Below are 16,414 nucleotides of genomic sequence, written 5' to 3'. Positions count from 1 at the left end.
GTCACTCCTTCTCCATCGCCGCGCCGCCCGTGCCCGTGATCGCGCCGAAGTTGAGCCCGGGGTACAGGACGGGGATCCGCAGCGTCACGGTCGCCTTGTAGATGTCGCCCGAAGGGCCGCACTCCACCCCCATGCCCCACACGTCCGCGACGTGCTCCGCCGCCGCCTCCTGGCACGACCGGCCCACCGCCCCCGCCCGCGCCGCCTCGTCCGCCGCGTTTCCCGCCAGCGAGAAGGCGTACCCGATCAGTACGCACTCCCACACCGCCGCCACGAGCAGCAGGATCAGCGGCACCGTGCCCACGAACTCGATCGCCACCTGGCCCCGGTCCCCGCGCCCCGGTCCGCGGGCGGGCATGCGTCAGCCCTCCCGGCCGCGGCGCAGGCGGGCCACCGGGCCCGACGCGCGGACCGCCAGGGAGGCGCCCGGGGTGGCCGCGGTGGTGGGCGGGGCCGGGTCCGGGGTGGACAGGAGGCCCAGTTCGCCCGCCAGGGTCCACAGGGCCTGCTTGACCGTCGAGCGGTTGTCGAGGTCCTGGACGCGGCCCGCGTCCACCACGGCCTGGAGTTCCTTGAAGGCGGCCGGGACCGGGGTGCGGGTGGCGCGGGTCTTGGTGATCTTCTCGATCAGCGCGGGCTGGATCTCCGTGTGCTTGCTCCAGCGGTTGACGACCATCGCCGTGTCCTCCGCCTTGCGAACCTGGAGCCGCTCCCACATCCGGACCATCCGCTTCGCGGCCCGTACCGCGACCACGTCCGGGGTGGTGACCAGGACCGCCACGTCCGCCATCTCGACGGCCGCCGCGTTGGCTCCGGTGACCTGGGTCCCGCAGTCGATGACGACGAGCTCGTAGCGGCTGCGCAGGGCTCCGACGATGTGCCGGGCGGCCCGTTCGTCGACCTCCTCGCCGCGTTCCCCGTCCGCCGGGGCGAGCAGCAGGGCCAGGCCCGAGGCGTCGTCGTAGACGGCGTCCTGGAGGACCCGCGGAGAGATGTCCTGGATGCCGGCGAGGTCGGCCACCGAGCGCCGGAACTGCACGTCCAGGTACGAGCCGACGTCGCCCGCCTGGAGGTCCAGGTCGACCAGCGCGGTGCGCCGGCCCGAGGCCGCCGCGGCCAGCGCGAACTGCACCGCGGCGAAGGTGGTGCCCACGCCGCCCTTGGCTCCGGTGACGGTGACCACCCGGCCGCCCGGTCCCGTGAAGACGTCGGCGGCGGCGCCCCTGCCGAGGTGGCGGCGTACGCCCACGGACCACTGGGCGGCGGCCTGGACGCGGGCGGCGAGTTCCTCGTAGGAGAGGGGGAGGCCGATCAGGCCGCGCGCGCCGGAGTCCATGGCGGCGGAGAACAGCCCGGGGCCGGCGTCCGAGGAGACCAGGACGACGCCCACCGCCGGAAAGCGCAGGGCCACCTCCCGGATGAGCTCCAGGGCGGGCACCGGGCCGATCCGCTCGTGGACGAGGACGACCTCGGGGAGTTCGTCGATGGACTCGGTGGCCAGGCGAGCGAGGGTGTCCAGGAGCGTGGTCGCGTCGGGGACGGGGGCGGCCGGCTCGGCGGCCGGGAGCTGGCTCAGCAGGGTCACGATGGCGCGCGCGGCGTCCGGGTCGCCGACCGCGGGGAGGATTCGGGTGGTCATCCGGGCCTCACCTGTCCCCGTCGAGGGTGTACGTACGGTCGCCCGGGGCGGGCGCCGAATCGGTGCCGGGGGCCACCAGGGCCAGGCGTACGTGCTCCGCGAAGGACTCGGCGTAGGCGACGCGCTGGGTGTCCTTGGTGCTCAGGGCGAAGGTGATCGGGACGGCTTCGGCGGGACCCTTGCGGTCGCTGTCCTTGTCCAGGGCGGTGAGCCTGCCGACGCCGAGCACCCGGGCGTTGGCGACGATGATCACCGAGCGGGAGGGGTCGGTGTCCTTGGCGCCCTTGAAGGTGGCGAGGATGTTGACCTTGGCGCCGGAGGTGATCTTGCCGGCCACACCGGTGGCGGCGTCGATCATGATGGCGATCTCCTGCTCGCCGGGCTGCAGCTGCGGTCGGTCGACGAACATGTCCGCCTGGAGCAGCGAGCCCTTCTTCAGGGTGGTGAGGGCGATCTTGTCCTTGAGCGCGCCGAGGTCGGTGACGGCGGTGCCGGACAGCCACCGCTTGGGGATCCTGACCTCCTCGAACTGCCCGGCCGCCAGCGGGCTGTACGGCGCTATGTCGCCCTTGGCCCGGTAGGCGACGACCTCGGCGCCGACCTTGGAATTGACGTCGCCGATCACCACGAGGACCCCGGCGAAGGCCCCCAGTGCGCACAGGACCGACAGGAGCAGCAGGATGACGCCGCGGCGCTGGCGTGAGTTCATGGGCCTTACCTACCTCGCCGTTCTTCATTCATTCGTGCGTTCGAGTGATCAGGGTCTGGAACGGGCGGTACGCGCGGGCGGCGGCGGTGCGGTGAGCGGCGCCGCGCAGAAGCCGCAGCGGTCTCCGATGAGTTCGAGGCCGCACCAGCGGCACTCCTCCCGGCGGACCGAGGCGACCAGTTGGTAGAGCACGGACAGGTCCGGGATCCCGGCGGCGAACTCGACGAGCTTCGGGGTGCCCCACCATCCGGGGGACGCGCCCGGCAGCGGGTTCTCCATCACGCCCTGCACCTGCCAGGCGGGGGCCAGTTCGGCCGTCACCCAGTCGGAGGCGAGCTGGCCGCGGGCGAAGGTGAGGTGCGTGGCGAACGCGGGGCCGGCCGGCAGCGCCCCGGCGCGGGCACCGTGCGCGCCGTGGCCGCCGTGCGCGCCGTGGCCGCCCTGGGTGCCGCGGCCGCCCTGGGCGCCGCCGCCCGCGCTCAGCTTCGCCAGGTGCGGCTTCGGGTGGGCCATGACGGCGAACTGCGCGCTCGGTGACCAGGACCTGGCGTGCGCCCCCAGTCCGACCGGGACCCGGACGCGGTCGAGCTTGGCGACCGAGCCGAGCAGGGCGCCCGCGTAGATGTAGTGGGACAGCAGCCGGGCCGCGGAGGCGATGATTCCGGGGCTGAAGTCGCAGACGCTCAGCTGGCGCAGCTGACGCGCCAGCAGGGCGGTTCCCAGCGGCGGGAGATCGATGCCGAGGAGCGCGATCCGGTCGGTTTCCAGGATGGCCCGTACGGTGTGCAGCCGCTGGACGGTGGAGCGCGGGAGCCATGGCGGGACGAGGGCCACGAGGTGGCCGTGCCGTTCCAGCAGGGCGCCCGTCTCGGTGAGCGCGGACTCCAGGTCGAGCTGCTCGGGCGGGTGCAGTAAGGCCGCCCCGGGCGTGTGCCGGTCAGGGGCCGGAAGTACCAGATCGGCGCTGGTGACAGCGATGGCGGTCGGCACGCGAATTCCCCCGTTCCCCCACGTTCGCCCCGTGCGCCGCCGGCAGTTCGGCTGCCCGGCACGCGCTCTGCGCGGACTCGATGCGGACTTCCCGCGTCCGCGCCCGCACTGCGCGACCGCATCCGATCGACCCGCTCCCCCTTGCCTCAGCACCATATCCGCGTCACCCCTGGCAGGGCAGGGCCTTGAGGATTCCCGTGCTGCAGGCACGTGTCACAGAGGGCGGAAACCCGGACAACAGGGATCGCATAGCGGGCTATTTCAAGCCACATCGCAAAGACCCTTGACACGAGGATTGGTCTGGACCAACTTGTCAGCCAACGCCTTGAGCGGGACCCGACCCCACTCGGTCCCGCTCTCCCCGCACCCCTCCTCCTCCCCCCACCGGAGCCCACGTGAACCGGATACGCTCCCTCGCCCTCCCCATCGCCGTCACCCTGACCGTCGGCGCCCTCTCCGCCCTGGCCGCCGGCACCGCACAGGCCGCCGACGTGAACGTCGCCCGCAACGGCGGCTTCGAGTCGGGTCTGGCCAACTGGGCCTGCACCGGCGGAACCGGCGCCTCCGTCTCCTCGCCCGTCTTCGCCGGATCCGGCGCCCTGAAGGCCACCCCGGCGGGCCAGGACAACGCCCGCTGCAGTCAGACCGTCACGGTCAAGCCGAACTCCACGTACACGCTGAGCACGCAGGTCCAGGGCAGCTACGTGTACCTCGGCGCGACCGGGACCGGCACCCAGGACGTCTCCACCTGGACCCCCGGGTCGGGCTCGGGCTGGCAGAAGCTCTCCACCACCTTCACCACCGGCCCCTCCACCACCCAGGTCACCGTCTACACGCACGGCTGGTACGGCCAGCCGGCCTACGCCGTGGACGAGTTCAGCGTCTTCGGCCCGGACGGCGGAGGCGGCACCGACCCCGGCCCGTCCGTCCCCGGCGCCCCCGCCGGCACGGCCGTTTCCGGACAGAGCTCGAGCGCCCTCACCCTTTCGTGGAACGCGGTCGGCTCGGCCACCGGCTACTACGTGTATCAGGACGGTGTCCGCGTCCGGACCGTGACCGGCGGCGCCGCCTCCACCCAGGTCACCGGGCTCGCGGCCTCGACCTCGTACTCCTTCCAGGTGAGCGCCTACAACGCGGCGGGCGAGGGCCCACGGTCCGCTCCCGTGACGGGCACCACGACCGGCACGGGCCCGGGTCCGGGCCCCGGCCCGGCCGTCCCCAAGCACGCGCTGACCGGCTACTGGCAGAACTTCAACAACGGCGCGACGGTCCAGAAGCTCTCCGACGTCTCCGCGCAGTACGACATCATCGCCGTCTCCTTCGCCGACGCCACCACCACGCCCGGCGCGATCACCTTCAACCTCGACTCGGCCGGCCTCGGCGGCTACACGGTGGCCCAGTTCAAGGCCGACATCGCCGCGAAGAAGGCGGCCGGCAAGTCGGTCATCCTCTCCATCGGCGGCGAGAAGGGGACCATCACGGTCAACGACACGGCCTCCGCGAACAACCTCGCGAACTCCGCGTACGCCCTGATGCAGGAGTACGGGTTCACCGGGATCGACATCGACCTGGAGAACGGCCTGAACCCCACCTACATGACGCAGGCGCTGCGCTCGCTGTCGTCGAAGGCGGGCTCCTCGCTGGTCATCACCATGGCCCCGCAGACGATCGACATGCAGTCCACGCAGGGCGGCTACTTCAAGACGGCGCTGAACATCAAGGACATCCTCACCGTCGTCAACATGCAGTACTACAACAGCGGCTCGATGAACGGCTGCGACGGCAAGGTCTACTCCCAGGGCTCGGTGGACTTCCTCACCGCGCTCGCCTGCATCCAGCTGGAGGGCGGCCTCGACCCGTCCCAGGTGGGCATCGGCGTCCCCGCCTCCCCGAGCGGCGCGGGCAGCGGCTACGTGTCCCCGACGGTCGTCAACAACGCCCTGGACTGCCTGACCAGGGGTACGAACTGCGGCTCCTTCAAGCCGTCGAAGACCTACCCGGGTCTGCGCGGTGCGATGACCTGGTCGACCAACTGGGACGCCAAGGCGGGTAGTGCTTGGTCGAACTCGGTGGGTCCCAAGGTCCACGGGCTCCCGTAGGCGGTACGTGTGGGGGTGGCCGGAATCGGTTCGGCCGGCACAGCGTGTCCTTGACCGGGACATGCCACGAGAGCACGCTGTGCGCGTCCGCACGGCTACCCCCACACTCCCCACCCAGGAGACTGCATGCGGCTCCATACCCGCCGAAGGGCCGCCGTCACGGCGGCCCTGCTGGCGCTCGCGCTGGGCGCACCCGCCTACGGCATGAGCGCGACGGCTTCCCCTCCGCCCACCCCGTCGACCGCCACCCAGGACGAGGCGATCGTCCAGTACCGGATCCACGGCCCCTCCACCGCGGCCGACCGCACCGCCCTGCTCCGCACCGGCGTCTCGATCGACGAGGTGGACGACCACACCGTCGTGGTCAGCGCCGACACCATGCAGGCCAAGGAGCTCAAGCGGCTCGGCTACCGGCCGACCGCCCTGCCCGGACCCCCGGACCGCTCCCTGCCCGGTATCGCGGCGAGCCCGATGGACTTCCCCTCGGCGGACTCGAGGTACCACAACTACGCCGAGGCGACGGCGGAGATCAATCAGCTCGTCGCCCAGTACCCCTCGATCACGAGCAAGCGGGTGATCGGAAAGTCGTACCAGGGCCGGGACCTCTTCGCCATCAAGATCAGCGACAACGTCGCGACGGACGAGGCCGAGCCCGAGGTGCTCTTCACCGCCCACCAGCACGCGCGCGAGCACCTGACCGTCGAGATGGCGCTGTACCTGCTCAAGGAGTTCGCCTCCAAGTACGGCAGCGACTCCCGGGTCACGAACGCGGTCAACGGCCGCGAGATCTGGATCATCCCGGACCTCAACCCGGACGGCGGCGAGTACGACATCGCCACCGGTTCCTACCGCTCCTGGCGCAAGAACCGCCAGCCGAACGCCGGCTCCTCCTACGTCGGCACCGACGAGAACCGCAACTGGAACTACAAGTGGGGCTGCTGCGGCGGCTCCAGCAGCAGCAAGAGCTCCGAGACCTACCGGGGCGCGGCCGCCGAGTCGGCGCCCGAGGTGAAGGTCGTCTCGGACTTCGTACGCAGCCGGGTGGTCGGCGGCAAGCAGCAGATCAAGGCCGCCATCGACTTCCACACCTACAGCGAGCTCGTCCTGTGGCCCTTCGGCTACACCTACAACGACACCGCCCCGGGCCTGACCGCCGACGACCTCGCCGTCTACAAGAAGATCGGCACCAGCATGGCGGCGAGCAACGGCTACACGCCGGAGCAGTCGAGCGACCTCTACATCACGGACGGCACGATCGACGACTGGCTGTGGGGCAACCAGAAGATCTTCTCCTACACCTTCGAGATGTACCCGGAGAGCGGCGGCGGCGGCTTCTACCCGCCGGACGAGGTCATCGACCGCGAGACCGCGCGCAACAAGGACGCGGTGCTCCAGCTGCTGGAGAACGCGGACTGCATGTACCGCTCGATCGGCAAGGAGGCCCAGTACTGCGCGGCACCGTGACCGTGTGATGCGCGTGCTGCGCGTGAAAGGGGGCGCCCCACCGCCAGGGGGGCGCCCCGCCCGCGTACCCGGCTCAGCCCAGGACGGCGAGGGCGTCGATCTCGATGAGCAGCCCGGCCGGCAGGCCCACGTACACGGTGGTGCGGGCGGCGGGCGCCGCCTTCAGGCCCTGCTCCTCGAAATAGGCGTTGTAGATGCCGTTCATCTCGGCGAAGTGCCCGGTGTCGGTGAGGTAGACGCGGATCATCATCACGTCGTCCCAGCCCGCACCGCCGGCCTCCAGGACGGAGCGGACGTTCTCCAGCGTCTGGAGGGTCTGCTCGCGCAGCGTCGGCCCGGCCGGGGTGGGCGGCTGCCCGTCGACGTGCGGGAGGAAGCCGACCTGGCCGGCGACCTGGAGGATGTTGCCCTTCCGGACGCCGTGCGAGAACTTCGCGGGCGGCGCGGTGTGGGTGTCGGGCGTGAGGGCGGTCTTCTCGGTCACGTGCTCTCCTGTGCTCCTGAATAGTCCCGGCTGATGGCTTCGGCGGTGCGCAGTACCTGCGGCAGCAGTTCGAGGAGCCCCTCGGCGGCGACGACCACCCCGGGCGCCGACACCGACAGCGCGGCGACGACCCGCCCGTCCGGCCCGTGCACGGGCGCCCCGAGGCAGTTGATGGACTCCTCGTGCCCGCCGAGATCGGTGGCCCAGCCCTGCTCCCGTACGAGGTCCAGCTCGCTCAGGAAGGCTGCCGCGTCCGGGGTCGAACGGGCGGTGTAGCGGGGGTAGTCGATCCGGTCGGCGAGAGCCCGGCGCTCGGCCGCGGGCAGGTCGGCGAGGAGCAGCTTGGCGACGGCGGCGACCGTGAGGGGCACGGGTCTGCCGATGCGGGAGTACATGCGGACCGGGTAGCGGCTGTCGACCTTGTCGACGTACACGACCTCGTCGTCCTGGTGGAGGGCGAGGTGAACGGTGTGGCCCGTGGCCCTGTTCAGCTCCACCAGGTGGGGGTGCGCGATCTCCCGTACGTCCAGGTTCTCGATGGCCTCGGCGGCGAGCGCGAAGAGCTGTGCGCCGAGGCGGTAGCGGCCGTCGGCCTGGCGGTAGACGAAGCCGTGTTCGTGCAGGGTGCGCAGGAGGCGCAGGGCGGTGCTCTTGTGCACGCCGAGCTCGTCGGCGACCGCGCCGAGGGTGGCGGGGCCTCGCGCGAGCAGGGGCAGGATGCCGAGTGCCCTTTCGACCGACTGGCTCATCCCGCGTCCTCCCCTACGGTCACGACGACCACCGGCTCCGTCGGCGCACCGGGATCCGCCCGGACCCGTGCCCGATCGCCGGTGAGGCTGGATCTTCCGCACGTTGACCCACCGTCACGCCGGATGTTAGACAGCATGCAGCGACACACGCAACGACCGTTGCACAAAGCGCAACACGGAGGCACCGCATGGCCAGCGACAGCGACCCCGTCAAGGACCTCTCCGACGAGCCGGTCGACCACCGGTTCAAGGGCCTTCCCCCGGACGCCCAGGCGCAGGGCCTCACCGTCGGGCAGCTCGCCGCCGAGCGGCGGGACCTGCACACCGGCGGCTTCACCACCCCCGTCCTGACCCTCGACGCGGACGCGCTGGAGCACAACCTCCGCGCGCTCGGCGCCTACGCCGCCCGCCACGACCTGGCCTTCGCCCCGCACGGCAAGACCTGCATGTCCCCGCAGCTCTTCCGCCGCCAGCTGGACCACGGCGCGTGGGGCATCACCGCCGCCGTCCCCCACCAGGCCCGCGTCTACCGCGCCTTCGGCATCCAGCGGATCTTCCTCGCGAACGAGCTCGTCGATCCCGCCGCGCTGCGCTGGGTCGCCGACGAGCTCGCCGCCGACCCCGGCTTCCGCTTCGTCTGCTACGTCGACTCCGTGCGCGGGGTCGAGCTCATGGACCGCGCCCTGCAGGGCCGGACCCCGGCCGCCCGCATCGACGTCGTCGTCGAGATCGGCGCCGGCGAGGGGGCCCGCACTGGGGCCCGTAGCGACGAGGACTGCCGTGCGGTGGCCGACGCCGTCGCCGCGGCCGGCACCCTGCGCCTTGTCGGCATGGGCGGCTACGAGGCCGAGGTCCCGGGCGCCGATCCCGCCTCCGTCCACGCCTACCTGCGCCGGCTGACCGCGCTGGCCGTCGAGTTCGACAAGGCGGGCCGGTTCGCCGCCGACCTCGAGGAGATCGTCGTCAGCGCCGGCGGTTCCGCGTGGTTCGACGCGGTAGCCGACGTGTTCGCCGAGCTCCCGGAGCTCTCCCGCCCGGTCCTCAAGCTGCTCCGCTCCGGCGCGTACGTCTCCCACGACCACGGCTGGTACACCCGGCTGACCCCCTTCAACCGGCACCCGGAGGAGGGCGGCCTGCGCCCGGCCTTCCGCCTGTGGACCCAGGTCGTCTCCCGGCCCTCACCCACCCAGGCCTTCGTCAACGCGGGCAAGCGCGACATCGCCTACGACCTGGGCCTGCCCGAGGCCGAACTGGTCCGCGACGCCCTCACCGGCGAGGAGCGGCCCGCCACCGGCGTCCGCGTGGTCAAGCTGTCCGACCAGCACGCCTGGCTGGAGACCGACGCGGCCGAGGACGTGACCGTGGGCGACTGGGTGGCCCTCGGCATGTCCCACCCCTGCACGATCTTCGAGAAGTGGCCGCTGATCCCGGTCGTGGAGGCCGACGGCACCGTCACCGACTACGTCCGCACCTTCTTCTAGGCGCCGGCCGGTGGACCTGGTCATCCGGGGGGCCCGCGTCGTCGACGGCACGGGCGGGCCCTCGTACACCGCCGACGTCGGCGTCCACGAGGGCCGGATCGCCGGGATCGGCAGGCTGCCCGCAGGTCGCGAGAACCTCGACGCGCACGGCCTCGCCCTCGCCCCGGGCTTCATCGACATGCACGCCCACAGCGACCTCGCGCTGCTCCGCGACCCGGACCACAGCGCGAAGGCCGCCCAGGGCGTGACCCTCGAGGTCCTCGGCCAGGACGGCCTGTCGTACGCGCCGGTCGACGACCGCACGCTGGGCGAGGTGCGGGCCGCCATCGCCGGCTGGAACGGCCCCGGCGACGACGTCGACTTCGACTGGCGCACGGTCGGGGAGTACCTCGACCGCCTCGACCGCGGCTTCGGCGGTGAGGGCATCGCGGTCAACGCCGCCTACCTGGTCCCCCAGGGCACGGTCCGCGCCCATGTCCTCGGCTGGGACGACCGCCCGGCGACCGGGGCCGAGCTGGACCGGATGCGCCGGCTCGTCGCGGACGGCCTGGCCCAGGGCGCCGTCGGCCTGTCCTCCGGGCTCACCTACACCCCCGGCATGTACGCCTCCGGGGCCGAACTGACCGAGCTGTGCCGGGTCGTGGCCCGGTACGGCGGCTACTACTGCCCGCACCACCGCAGTTACGGCCACGGCGCGCTGGCCGCCTACGCCGAGATGGTCGCCCTCGCCCGGGAGGCCGGCTGCGCGCTGCACCTCGCGCACGCCACCATGAACTTCGGCGAGAACCGCGGCCGGGCCCCCGAGCTGCTCGCCCTGCTCGACGCCGCCCTGGCCGACGGCGCCGACATCACCCTCGACAGCTACCCGTACACCCCCGGCTGCACCACCCTCGTCGCCCTCCTGCCCGGCTGGGCCAACGAGGGCGGCCCGGAGGCGGTCCTCGCCCGGCTGCGCGACGAAGACCAGGCCGGGCGGATCCGGCGGGCGCTGGAGGTCGAGGGCTCCGACGGCTGCCACGGGGTCCCCGTCGACTGGTCGACGATCGAGATCTCGGGCACCGCCGACCCCGCCCTGGCCCCGTACGTCGGCACGCGCCTGGACGGCTGGGAGACCGCGCGCAGGCTGCTGCTGGCGGACCGGCTCGCGCCGACGGTCCTCCAGCACGTCGGCCACGAGGAGAACGTCCGGGCGATCATGCGCCACCGCGTCCACACCGGCGGCTCCGACGGCATCCTCCAGGGCGCGAAACCGCACCCGCGCGCCTACGGAACCTTCCCCCACTACCTCGGCCACTACGTCCGCGAACTCGGCCTGCTCTCCCTGGAGGAGTGCGTGGCACACCTGGCCGGCCGCCCCGCGGCGCGCCTGCGGCTGCCCGACCGGGGCCTGGTCCGCACGGGATACCGCGCCGACCTCGTCCTCTTCGACCCCGGCACGGTCGCGGCCGGGTCCACGTACGAGCGGCCCCGCGTCCTGCCGACGGGCATCCCGCACGTCCTGATCGACGGGCGCTTCGTCATGCGCGACGGGCGGCGCACCCAGGTGCTGGCGGGCCGGTCGGTGCGCCGAACCGGACGCGATCCGCGGTAGATCCGGCATCTACGATGGGCGCCATGGTCGCCTTCGTCCTCGCCGTCCTGCTTTTCCTCGCGTTCTGCATAAGCGTCCGGCAGGACCGGCGCCGCTTCAGCAATGCCGTGCTCCTGGGGCTGACCTTCCTCTGCGCCTTCTCCGCCCTCTTCCTCCAGGTGGGCAAGCTGCCCACCTGGGCGGCCGTCGCGGTCGTCGTACTGGCCTTCGCCTCACCCGCGTTCGCCGTCCTGGGGCTGGGCGTCTTCCTCGTCCGCAACGGCATGATCATGGTCCGCAAGGAGGGCATGCGACCGGCCAACCTCCTGTCGATGCTCGCGGGCCTGGCGATCTTCGCGCTGATCGCGCTGCTGATCCTCGTCGGGGTGAGCGGCTCCCCGATTCTGGGCGGCATCGCCGGAACGCTCACCGTGGTCGCCGGCTACGTCTCCTTCGTCTTCTTCTGCTTCCTCGGCTACGCCTTCCTCTACGGGCGGATCAAGGTGCGCGGCGACGTCGACCACGTGGTGATGCTGGGCTCCGGACTGGTCGGCGGGGACCGCGTGCCGCCGCTGCTCGCCTCGCGCCTGCGCAAGGGACAGCAGATCTACGAGGGCCAGCTCGCCCGGAGCGGCCGGCCGCCGGTGCTGCTCGTCTCGGGCGGCAAGGGCTCGGACGAGAAGGTCGCCGAAGCCCGGGCGATGGCGGACTGGCTGATCGCGGAGGGCGTCCCCGCCGAGCACATCGTGCTGGAGGACCGGTCCACCACGACCGAGGAGAACATGCGCTTCAGCCGGGAGATCATGGAGGCGCACGATCCGGGCTACCGCTGCGTGGTGGTCACCAACAACTTCCATGCCTTCCGGGCCGCGATGCTGGCGCGCAAGACCGGGGTCAACGGGCAGGTCCTGGGCTCCCCCACCGCGAAGTACTACTGGCCGAGCGCCACCATCCGGGAGTTCGTCGCGGTCTTCTGGGAGCACCGGACGGTGAACCTGGCGATCTGCGGCCTGCTGACCGTCTTCGGCGCGCTCGGCACGCTGGCCGCCGTCCTCGTCTGAGCGCCCCGCCGGCACGCGCAGGTGCCGTGACTCCCCCCTTGGCAGTCACGGCACCGCATCCCGGCCTCGCGCGGGTCCGTCAGACCCGCTGCCAGAGCGCCGGGACGTTCGGCGGCTCCCAGCCGGTCTGCGCCTGGTGCCCCTGGATGCAGCGGTAGGTCGCCCCGCCGTGGGTGACGGTGGCGCCGACCGCGTAGACGGTGCCCGCCCTCCAGGTGCCGCCCGGCTCGGGCTCACCCGGGCCGGGGCCCGGGCCCGGGTCGCTGCCGCTGACCTTGAGGGTCAGACCGTACGCCGACAGGATCGGGTTCAGCGGCTGGAAGAAGGTGGTCCCGCCGCTGGAGCAGTTGCCGGAACCGCCCGAGGTGACGCCCTGGGCCTGGCTCCCGGAGATGTAGGAGCCGCCCGAGTCGCCCGGCTCGGCGCAGACCGTCGTACGGGTCACGCCGGAGATGGTGCCCTCGGGGTAGGTGACGCTGGTGCCGTGCTGCTGGATCGTGCCGCAGTGCCATCCGGTGGTCGATCCGGAACGGCACACCGAGGCCCCGACCGGCTGCAGCACCGATCCGGTGACCTGCACGTTCGCGCCGCCGCTGCCCTTGACGTACGGGGTCGCGGTCCACTGGGCGTTGGCGGCCACCCAGGCCATGTCGTTGCCGGGGAAGACCGACGCCTGGAAGGAGCCCTGGGCGACCTGGTTGAAGCCGCTGGTGGTGGTCCCGGCGCGGCCGCAGTGCCCGGCGGTGGCGAAGCCGTTCGTGGACCCCTTGGTGACGGGGAAGCCCACGGAGCAGCGGCCGCTGCCGTTCATGTAGTACGCGTCCCCGCCCCGCAGGTCGTACAGCGGGCGCGGGGCCTCGGCCGTACGGACCACGGTGACGCGGGCGGCGTCGGTCCCGGTGGCGGCCAGCAGCGCGGCGGCCGCGCCCGGCTCGGTCTCCTCGACGACGACGGTGTTCGAGCGCGGGTCGACGTAGCGGACCGGGGTCGCGCGGCCGGCTGCCCGGTCCAGTGCGGCCCGGTCGGCGTCCAGGCCGGCCAGGGTGCGGGTGACGAGCTTCGGGCGGGCCCCGGTGGCCCGTATCGCGGCGGTGTCGGCGGCCCGGGTGGTGGCCACGGTGAGGGTGCCGGCATCGGCCCCGTCCACCCAGGCCCCGGCGAAGGAGGCGCCGAGCCGCATCCGCAGCCGGGCGGCGGTGGCCCCCGCCTCGGCCTCGTGGGCGAGTCGCGCCTTGGCCTGCGTGGGGGTCAGGCCGAGGTCGCGCTGCATGGCGGCGAGCAGCTCGGGCGGGGCGTCGGCGGTGCGCAGGGTGGCCGCGGCCGACGGTGCGGCGGGGGCGGAATCGGCGGTGGCGCCGCCGGTCCCGGCCAGCAGCAGCCCGGCGGCGGCCAGGGCGGTACACGCCGCGCGGGCGTGTCGCTTGAGCATGGGGGATCTCCTCGGTTTCCGGTGGGGGTCTGCGGAAACCGTAGAAATCCGAACCGGCCTGCGGGAGCTGCCGGTTGGCCCCTCCCCCGGTGTTATGCCCCTCGCCTTCGGGCGGCCTCCCGGCCGCCCGCCCGCGGCCGAGGTGCGTTCATGGGACGGCGGCCGGAGGATGGGGCCAGGGGAAAAACGTAGGAGGTACGCGATGGTCAGTGAACCCGACGAGCAGCCCACACGGTCGGACCGGCTCTTCACAGGCGGGGAGCGACCGTACGACCCCGAGGACCTCGTGATGGTGACCGGCCACGACCCGACTCCGGAGCGGGTCGAGAAGGCGCGTCAGCTGATGGAGAAGGAGGGCCCGCAGGTCATCGAGCGCTATCTGCCATAGGCACGACGCCCACGGCCTCAGCGCGATACGGATGCTGCCGACAGCTCCGCACCGGGGTCGCCCCCCGGGGCGGAGCCGTCTTTGCGCCGGAGGCGGTCCGTACGGCCCGGCGGGAGGCCCGGTGGGTGAGCTCCGGCGGATCGGGCCAGTGCCTGCGCGTGCGCGGCCCGGGCGTGCTCCAGTACCTCCGCGGCCCGGGCCGCCGCGCGCGCCGCGGGATGCCATCCCAGCAGGTGCCGCCACATGAGCGGGGTCCCGGCGAGCGGCCTCGTGACCACGCCCGGGGTCACCGGGAAGGTGGCCCGGCAGAGCCCGACCGCCCGGCCCACCTGCACCAGGTGCACGCAGGAGGCGGTGTCGGTCTCGTAGACGCAGGCGGGCGTGAAACCGGCCCGCACGCAGGCCGCGGCGAAGCAGTCGCCGAAGCAGCCGTCGCCGGGGACGTCCGTCCACGCCTCGGCGGCCAGCTCGGCCAGCTCGATCTCCGTGCGCGGGGCCGGGGCCAGCGGATGGTCCTCGGCGAGCATCACGTACACGGGGTCGCGGGCCACCTCCATCCAGGCGAGGCGCCCCGGCTCGGGCGGCGCGCTCTCCCCGCAGACCCCGACCATCGCGAAGTCCAGGCGGCCGTCGGCGACGCCGCCGGCGACCTCCTTCTCGGACCAGGAGGTGTACGTGGTCACGGGCACGCCGGGTTCCCGGTGGGCGAGCCGGTCCACGAGGCCGCCGAGCAGCGGCCCGTGCGTGCCGCCGAGCCGGTAGCCGTGCGCCCCCTGGAGGGCGAACCGCCGGGCGTCCTCCTGCAGCTCGCACACCGCGGGCAGCAGCACCCTGGCCCGCTCCAGCACCAGCTCCCCGAGCGCGGTGGTCCGTACGCCGTCGCGCCCGCGCACGAACAGCGTCCCGCCCAGCACCCGCTCGATGCGCTTCAGCTGCGTACTGAGCGCGGGCTGCGCGAGACCGAGCGCGGTGGCGGCCCGGGTCAGGCTCCCGGCGTCGGCGACGGCCCTGACGATCTTGAGGTGCCTCAGCTCCAGATCCATACGACGAGCTTGGTCCAGACCTGTGGGCATGCGCTACGGGTCGGGCGCATCCAGAATCGTTAATGCTCGTTAGCCGCAAGGGGGACACGACGCTAAGGACTGGAAAATGCACGCACTCGATGTCGACTGGGACCACCCCACCGACCCGCGACCCGGCCCACGGCTCGACCACGTCCGCGCCTACGTGAGCACCGCGGGAGCCGACGGGCACCTCTGGCACGGGGTCCCCACCCTCCTGCTGACGACGCTCGACCGCGCCACCGGCCGCACCGTCCGCACCCCGCTGATCTACGGCCGGGACGCGGGCACGTACATCGTCCTGGCCTCCGCGTACGGCGCCCCGGAACACCCCCACTGGTACCGGAACCTCAGCACCCACCCGGAGGTCCGCCTCCAGGTCGGCGCCGCCGCCTTCACGGCGCAGGCGCGCACCGCCACGCCGGTGGAGCGCGAGACGTACTGGGAGATGATGACGGCCCTGTGGCCCCCGTTCGAGGACGACCGCGCCGCGGCGCGGCCCCGCGAGATCCCGCTGGTGATCCTGGAGCGCGAGGCCTGAGCCGAGGCCGGAAGCCCCCTAGAGGGTGGGCGCGGCCACCGCGGTGTACGTGCGTCCGCCCACGACGTAGTCGCCCAGCGGGACCATGCCGAAGGCGTCGACGTGCACCTTCCAGGACGGCGCGTTCCCGGCCTCGATGAAGGCGACCACGGCTTCGGCGCGCTCCGCTGCCGCCGCCACGGCCATGGTGAACAGCGCCCGGGCCACACCGCGCCCCCGGTACGCGGCGGCGACCACGACGGGCCCGTAGAGCAGCCAGCGCACCTCGGCCAGGGGGCGGCCCTGCCAGTCCAGGGCCCCCTGGGCCCGGAGCAGGCCGGCGACCGGGGGCGGCGGATCGGCCAGGGCCGTGGGTACGGACAGCGCGAGCAGACCGGCGATCCGGCCGCCGTCGTCCGCGACCAGCAGCTCCCGCGCACCGGCCATCGCCCGCAGCGCGCCGACATCGAACCCGCCCTGCACGAAACCCTGCTCCGCCCGCTGCCGTTCACTCAGCGCGTCGTGGTGGTTGGCGGCGAAGAGCTCCGCCATCGCGGGCGCATCGACCTCGGTGGCGTACCGGTACTCCATCCCGCGATCGTGCCACGCCCCCGCCGCCGGACCCCGCCTCCGACACCGGGGCCTACGGGTGACACCGGGGGCACTGTTGAACATGTTCAATCGTCTGGCAGGATGGCCTCCGGTGAACCTGCCGGAGCAGCGGGAATGCGAATCCGCCTGCCCTCGCGACGGGTTGCCACGAGACCGAA

The 16,414-nt window shown here is 72.8% G+C and carries 16 protein-coding genes; 7 read left to right on the top strand and 9 right to left on the bottom strand.

Annotation, left to right across the window (positions count from 1 at the left end):
• Position 1 precedes the first annotated feature (1 nt).
• The 4 genes from OG753_RS26645 to OG753_RS26630 are packed head-to-tail and all read right to left on the bottom strand — an operon-like array spanning position 2 to position 3,338.
• The gene (locus OG753_RS26645) at positions 2 to 358 is read right to left on the bottom strand and encodes a TadE/TadG family type IV pilus assembly protein (RefSeq protein WP_405790399.1); all 357 of its coding nucleotides are present in this window, start codon (positions 356 to 358) and stop codon (positions 2 to 4) included.
• 3 nt (positions 359 to 361) lie between these two features.
• Positions 362 to 1,639: a CpaE family protein gene (locus OG753_RS26640; RefSeq protein ID WP_405790397.1), complete on the bottom strand. Its 1,278-nt coding sequence runs from the start codon at positions 1,637 to 1,639 to the stop codon at positions 362 to 364.
• A 7-nt stretch (positions 1,640 to 1,646) separates the two neighbouring features.
• A complete protein-coding gene (gene cpaB, locus OG753_RS26635) occupies positions 1,647 to 2,348 on the bottom strand; it encodes a Flp pilus assembly protein CpaB (RefSeq protein ID WP_405790395.1) in 702 nt (233 codons plus the stop codon).
• A 48-nt stretch (positions 2,349 to 2,396) separates the two neighbouring features.
• Entirely contained in the window at positions 2,397 to 3,338 is a 942-nt protein-coding gene (locus OG753_RS26630; protein WP_327264191.1) for a hypothetical protein, read from the bottom strand.
• Between the two features lie 395 nt (positions 3,339 to 3,733).
• On the opposite strand from OG753_RS26630, the gene OG753_RS26625 reads away from it, so the two are divergent.
• Together OG753_RS26625 and OG753_RS26620 are read left to right on the top strand one after the other, a co-directional pair.
• A complete protein-coding gene (locus OG753_RS26625) occupies positions 3,734 to 5,437 on the top strand; it encodes a chitinase (protein WP_405790393.1) in 1,704 nt (567 codons plus the stop codon).
• A gap of 126 nt (positions 5,438 to 5,563) precedes the next feature.
• Positions 5,564 to 6,901: a M14 family metallopeptidase gene (locus OG753_RS26620; RefSeq protein ID WP_383191709.1), complete on the top strand. Its 1,338-nt coding sequence runs from the start codon at positions 5,564 to 5,566 to the stop codon at positions 6,899 to 6,901.
• A 73-nt stretch (positions 6,902 to 6,974) separates the two neighbouring features.
• Here the strand turns inward: OG753_RS26620 and OG753_RS26615 are convergent, their stop codons facing one another.
• Together OG753_RS26615 and OG753_RS26610 are read right to left on the bottom strand one after the other, a co-directional pair.
• Entirely contained in the window at positions 6,975 to 7,385 is a 411-nt protein-coding gene (locus OG753_RS26615) for a RidA family protein (protein WP_405790391.1), read from the bottom strand.
• Positions 7,382 to 8,134: an IclR family transcriptional regulator gene (locus OG753_RS26610; RefSeq protein ID WP_327264187.1), complete on the bottom strand. Its 753-nt coding sequence runs from the start codon at positions 8,132 to 8,134 to the stop codon at positions 7,382 to 7,384. The genes OG753_RS26615 and OG753_RS26610 overlap by 4 nt, the downstream gene beginning before the upstream one ends.
• A 188-nt stretch (positions 8,135 to 8,322) precedes the next feature.
• Between OG753_RS26610 and OG753_RS26605 the strand changes: the two genes are divergently transcribed.
• From OG753_RS26605 to OG753_RS26595, 3 genes are read left to right on the top strand one after another with little or no spacing between them, the layout of a single operon-like run.
• Positions 8,323 to 9,615, top strand: a complete 1,293-nt coding sequence (locus tag OG753_RS26605; protein ID WP_405790388.1) for an alanine racemase — start codon at positions 8,323 to 8,325, stop codon at positions 9,613 to 9,615.
• A gap of 10 nt (positions 9,616 to 9,625) precedes the next feature.
• On the top strand, positions 9,626 to 11,206 hold the full coding sequence (locus tag OG753_RS26600) for an amidohydrolase family protein (protein WP_405790386.1): 1,581 nt from the start codon (positions 9,626 to 9,628) through the stop codon (positions 11,204 to 11,206).
• A gap of 23 nt (positions 11,207 to 11,229) precedes the next feature.
• Complete coding sequence (locus tag OG753_RS26595; RefSeq protein ID WP_327264184.1) at positions 11,230 to 12,246, top strand: YdcF family protein; 1,017 nt, start codon at positions 11,230 to 11,232, stop codon at positions 12,244 to 12,246.
• A 79-nt stretch (positions 12,247 to 12,325) separates the two neighbouring features.
• Here OG753_RS26595 and OG753_RS26590 read toward each other — a convergent pair whose 3' ends face one another.
• A complete protein-coding gene (locus OG753_RS26590) occupies positions 12,326 to 13,675 on the bottom strand; it encodes a carbohydrate-binding protein (protein ID WP_405790383.1) in 1,350 nt (449 codons plus the stop codon).
• A 202-nt stretch (positions 13,676 to 13,877) separates the two neighbouring features.
• Between OG753_RS26590 and OG753_RS26585 the strand changes: the two genes are divergently transcribed.
• The gene (locus OG753_RS26585; protein ID WP_327264182.1) at positions 13,878 to 14,063 is read left to right on the top strand and encodes a hypothetical protein; all 186 of its coding nucleotides are present in this window, start codon (positions 13,878 to 13,880) and stop codon (positions 14,061 to 14,063) included.
• 17 nt (positions 14,064 to 14,080) lie between these two features.
• Here OG753_RS26585 and OG753_RS26580 read toward each other — a convergent pair whose 3' ends face one another.
• The gene (locus tag OG753_RS26580) at positions 14,081 to 15,106 is read right to left on the bottom strand and encodes a LysR family transcriptional regulator (RefSeq protein ID WP_327264181.1); all 1,026 of its coding nucleotides are present in this window, start codon (positions 15,104 to 15,106) and stop codon (positions 14,081 to 14,083) included.
• Between the two features lie 106 nt (positions 15,107 to 15,212).
• On the opposite strand from OG753_RS26580, the gene OG753_RS26575 reads away from it, so the two are divergent.
• Positions 15,213 to 15,665 (top strand): nitroreductase/quinone reductase family protein, encoded by a 453-nt coding sequence (locus OG753_RS26575; RefSeq protein ID WP_401682158.1) that lies wholly within the window; start codon positions 15,213 to 15,215, stop codon positions 15,663 to 15,665.
• 18 nt (positions 15,666 to 15,683) lie between these two features.
• Here the strand turns inward: OG753_RS26575 and OG753_RS26570 are convergent, their stop codons facing one another.
• Positions 15,684 to 16,235 carry a GNAT family N-acetyltransferase gene (locus OG753_RS26570; protein WP_405790380.1) on the bottom strand — a complete coding sequence of 184 codons (552 nt, stop codon included), beginning with the start codon at positions 16,233 to 16,235 and terminating at the stop codon, positions 15,684 to 15,686.
• Between the last annotated feature and the right edge of the window lie 179 nt (positions 16,236 to 16,414).

It is taken from the genome of Streptomyces sp. NBC_00029, from assembly GCF_045160505.1.
Taxonomy (GTDB): domain Bacteria; phylum Actinomycetota; class Actinomycetes; order Streptomycetales; family Streptomycetaceae; genus Streptomyces.
The sequence above is the reverse complement of the archived record's forward strand: the minus strand, read 5'-3'. Positions and strand labels throughout refer to the sequence as shown.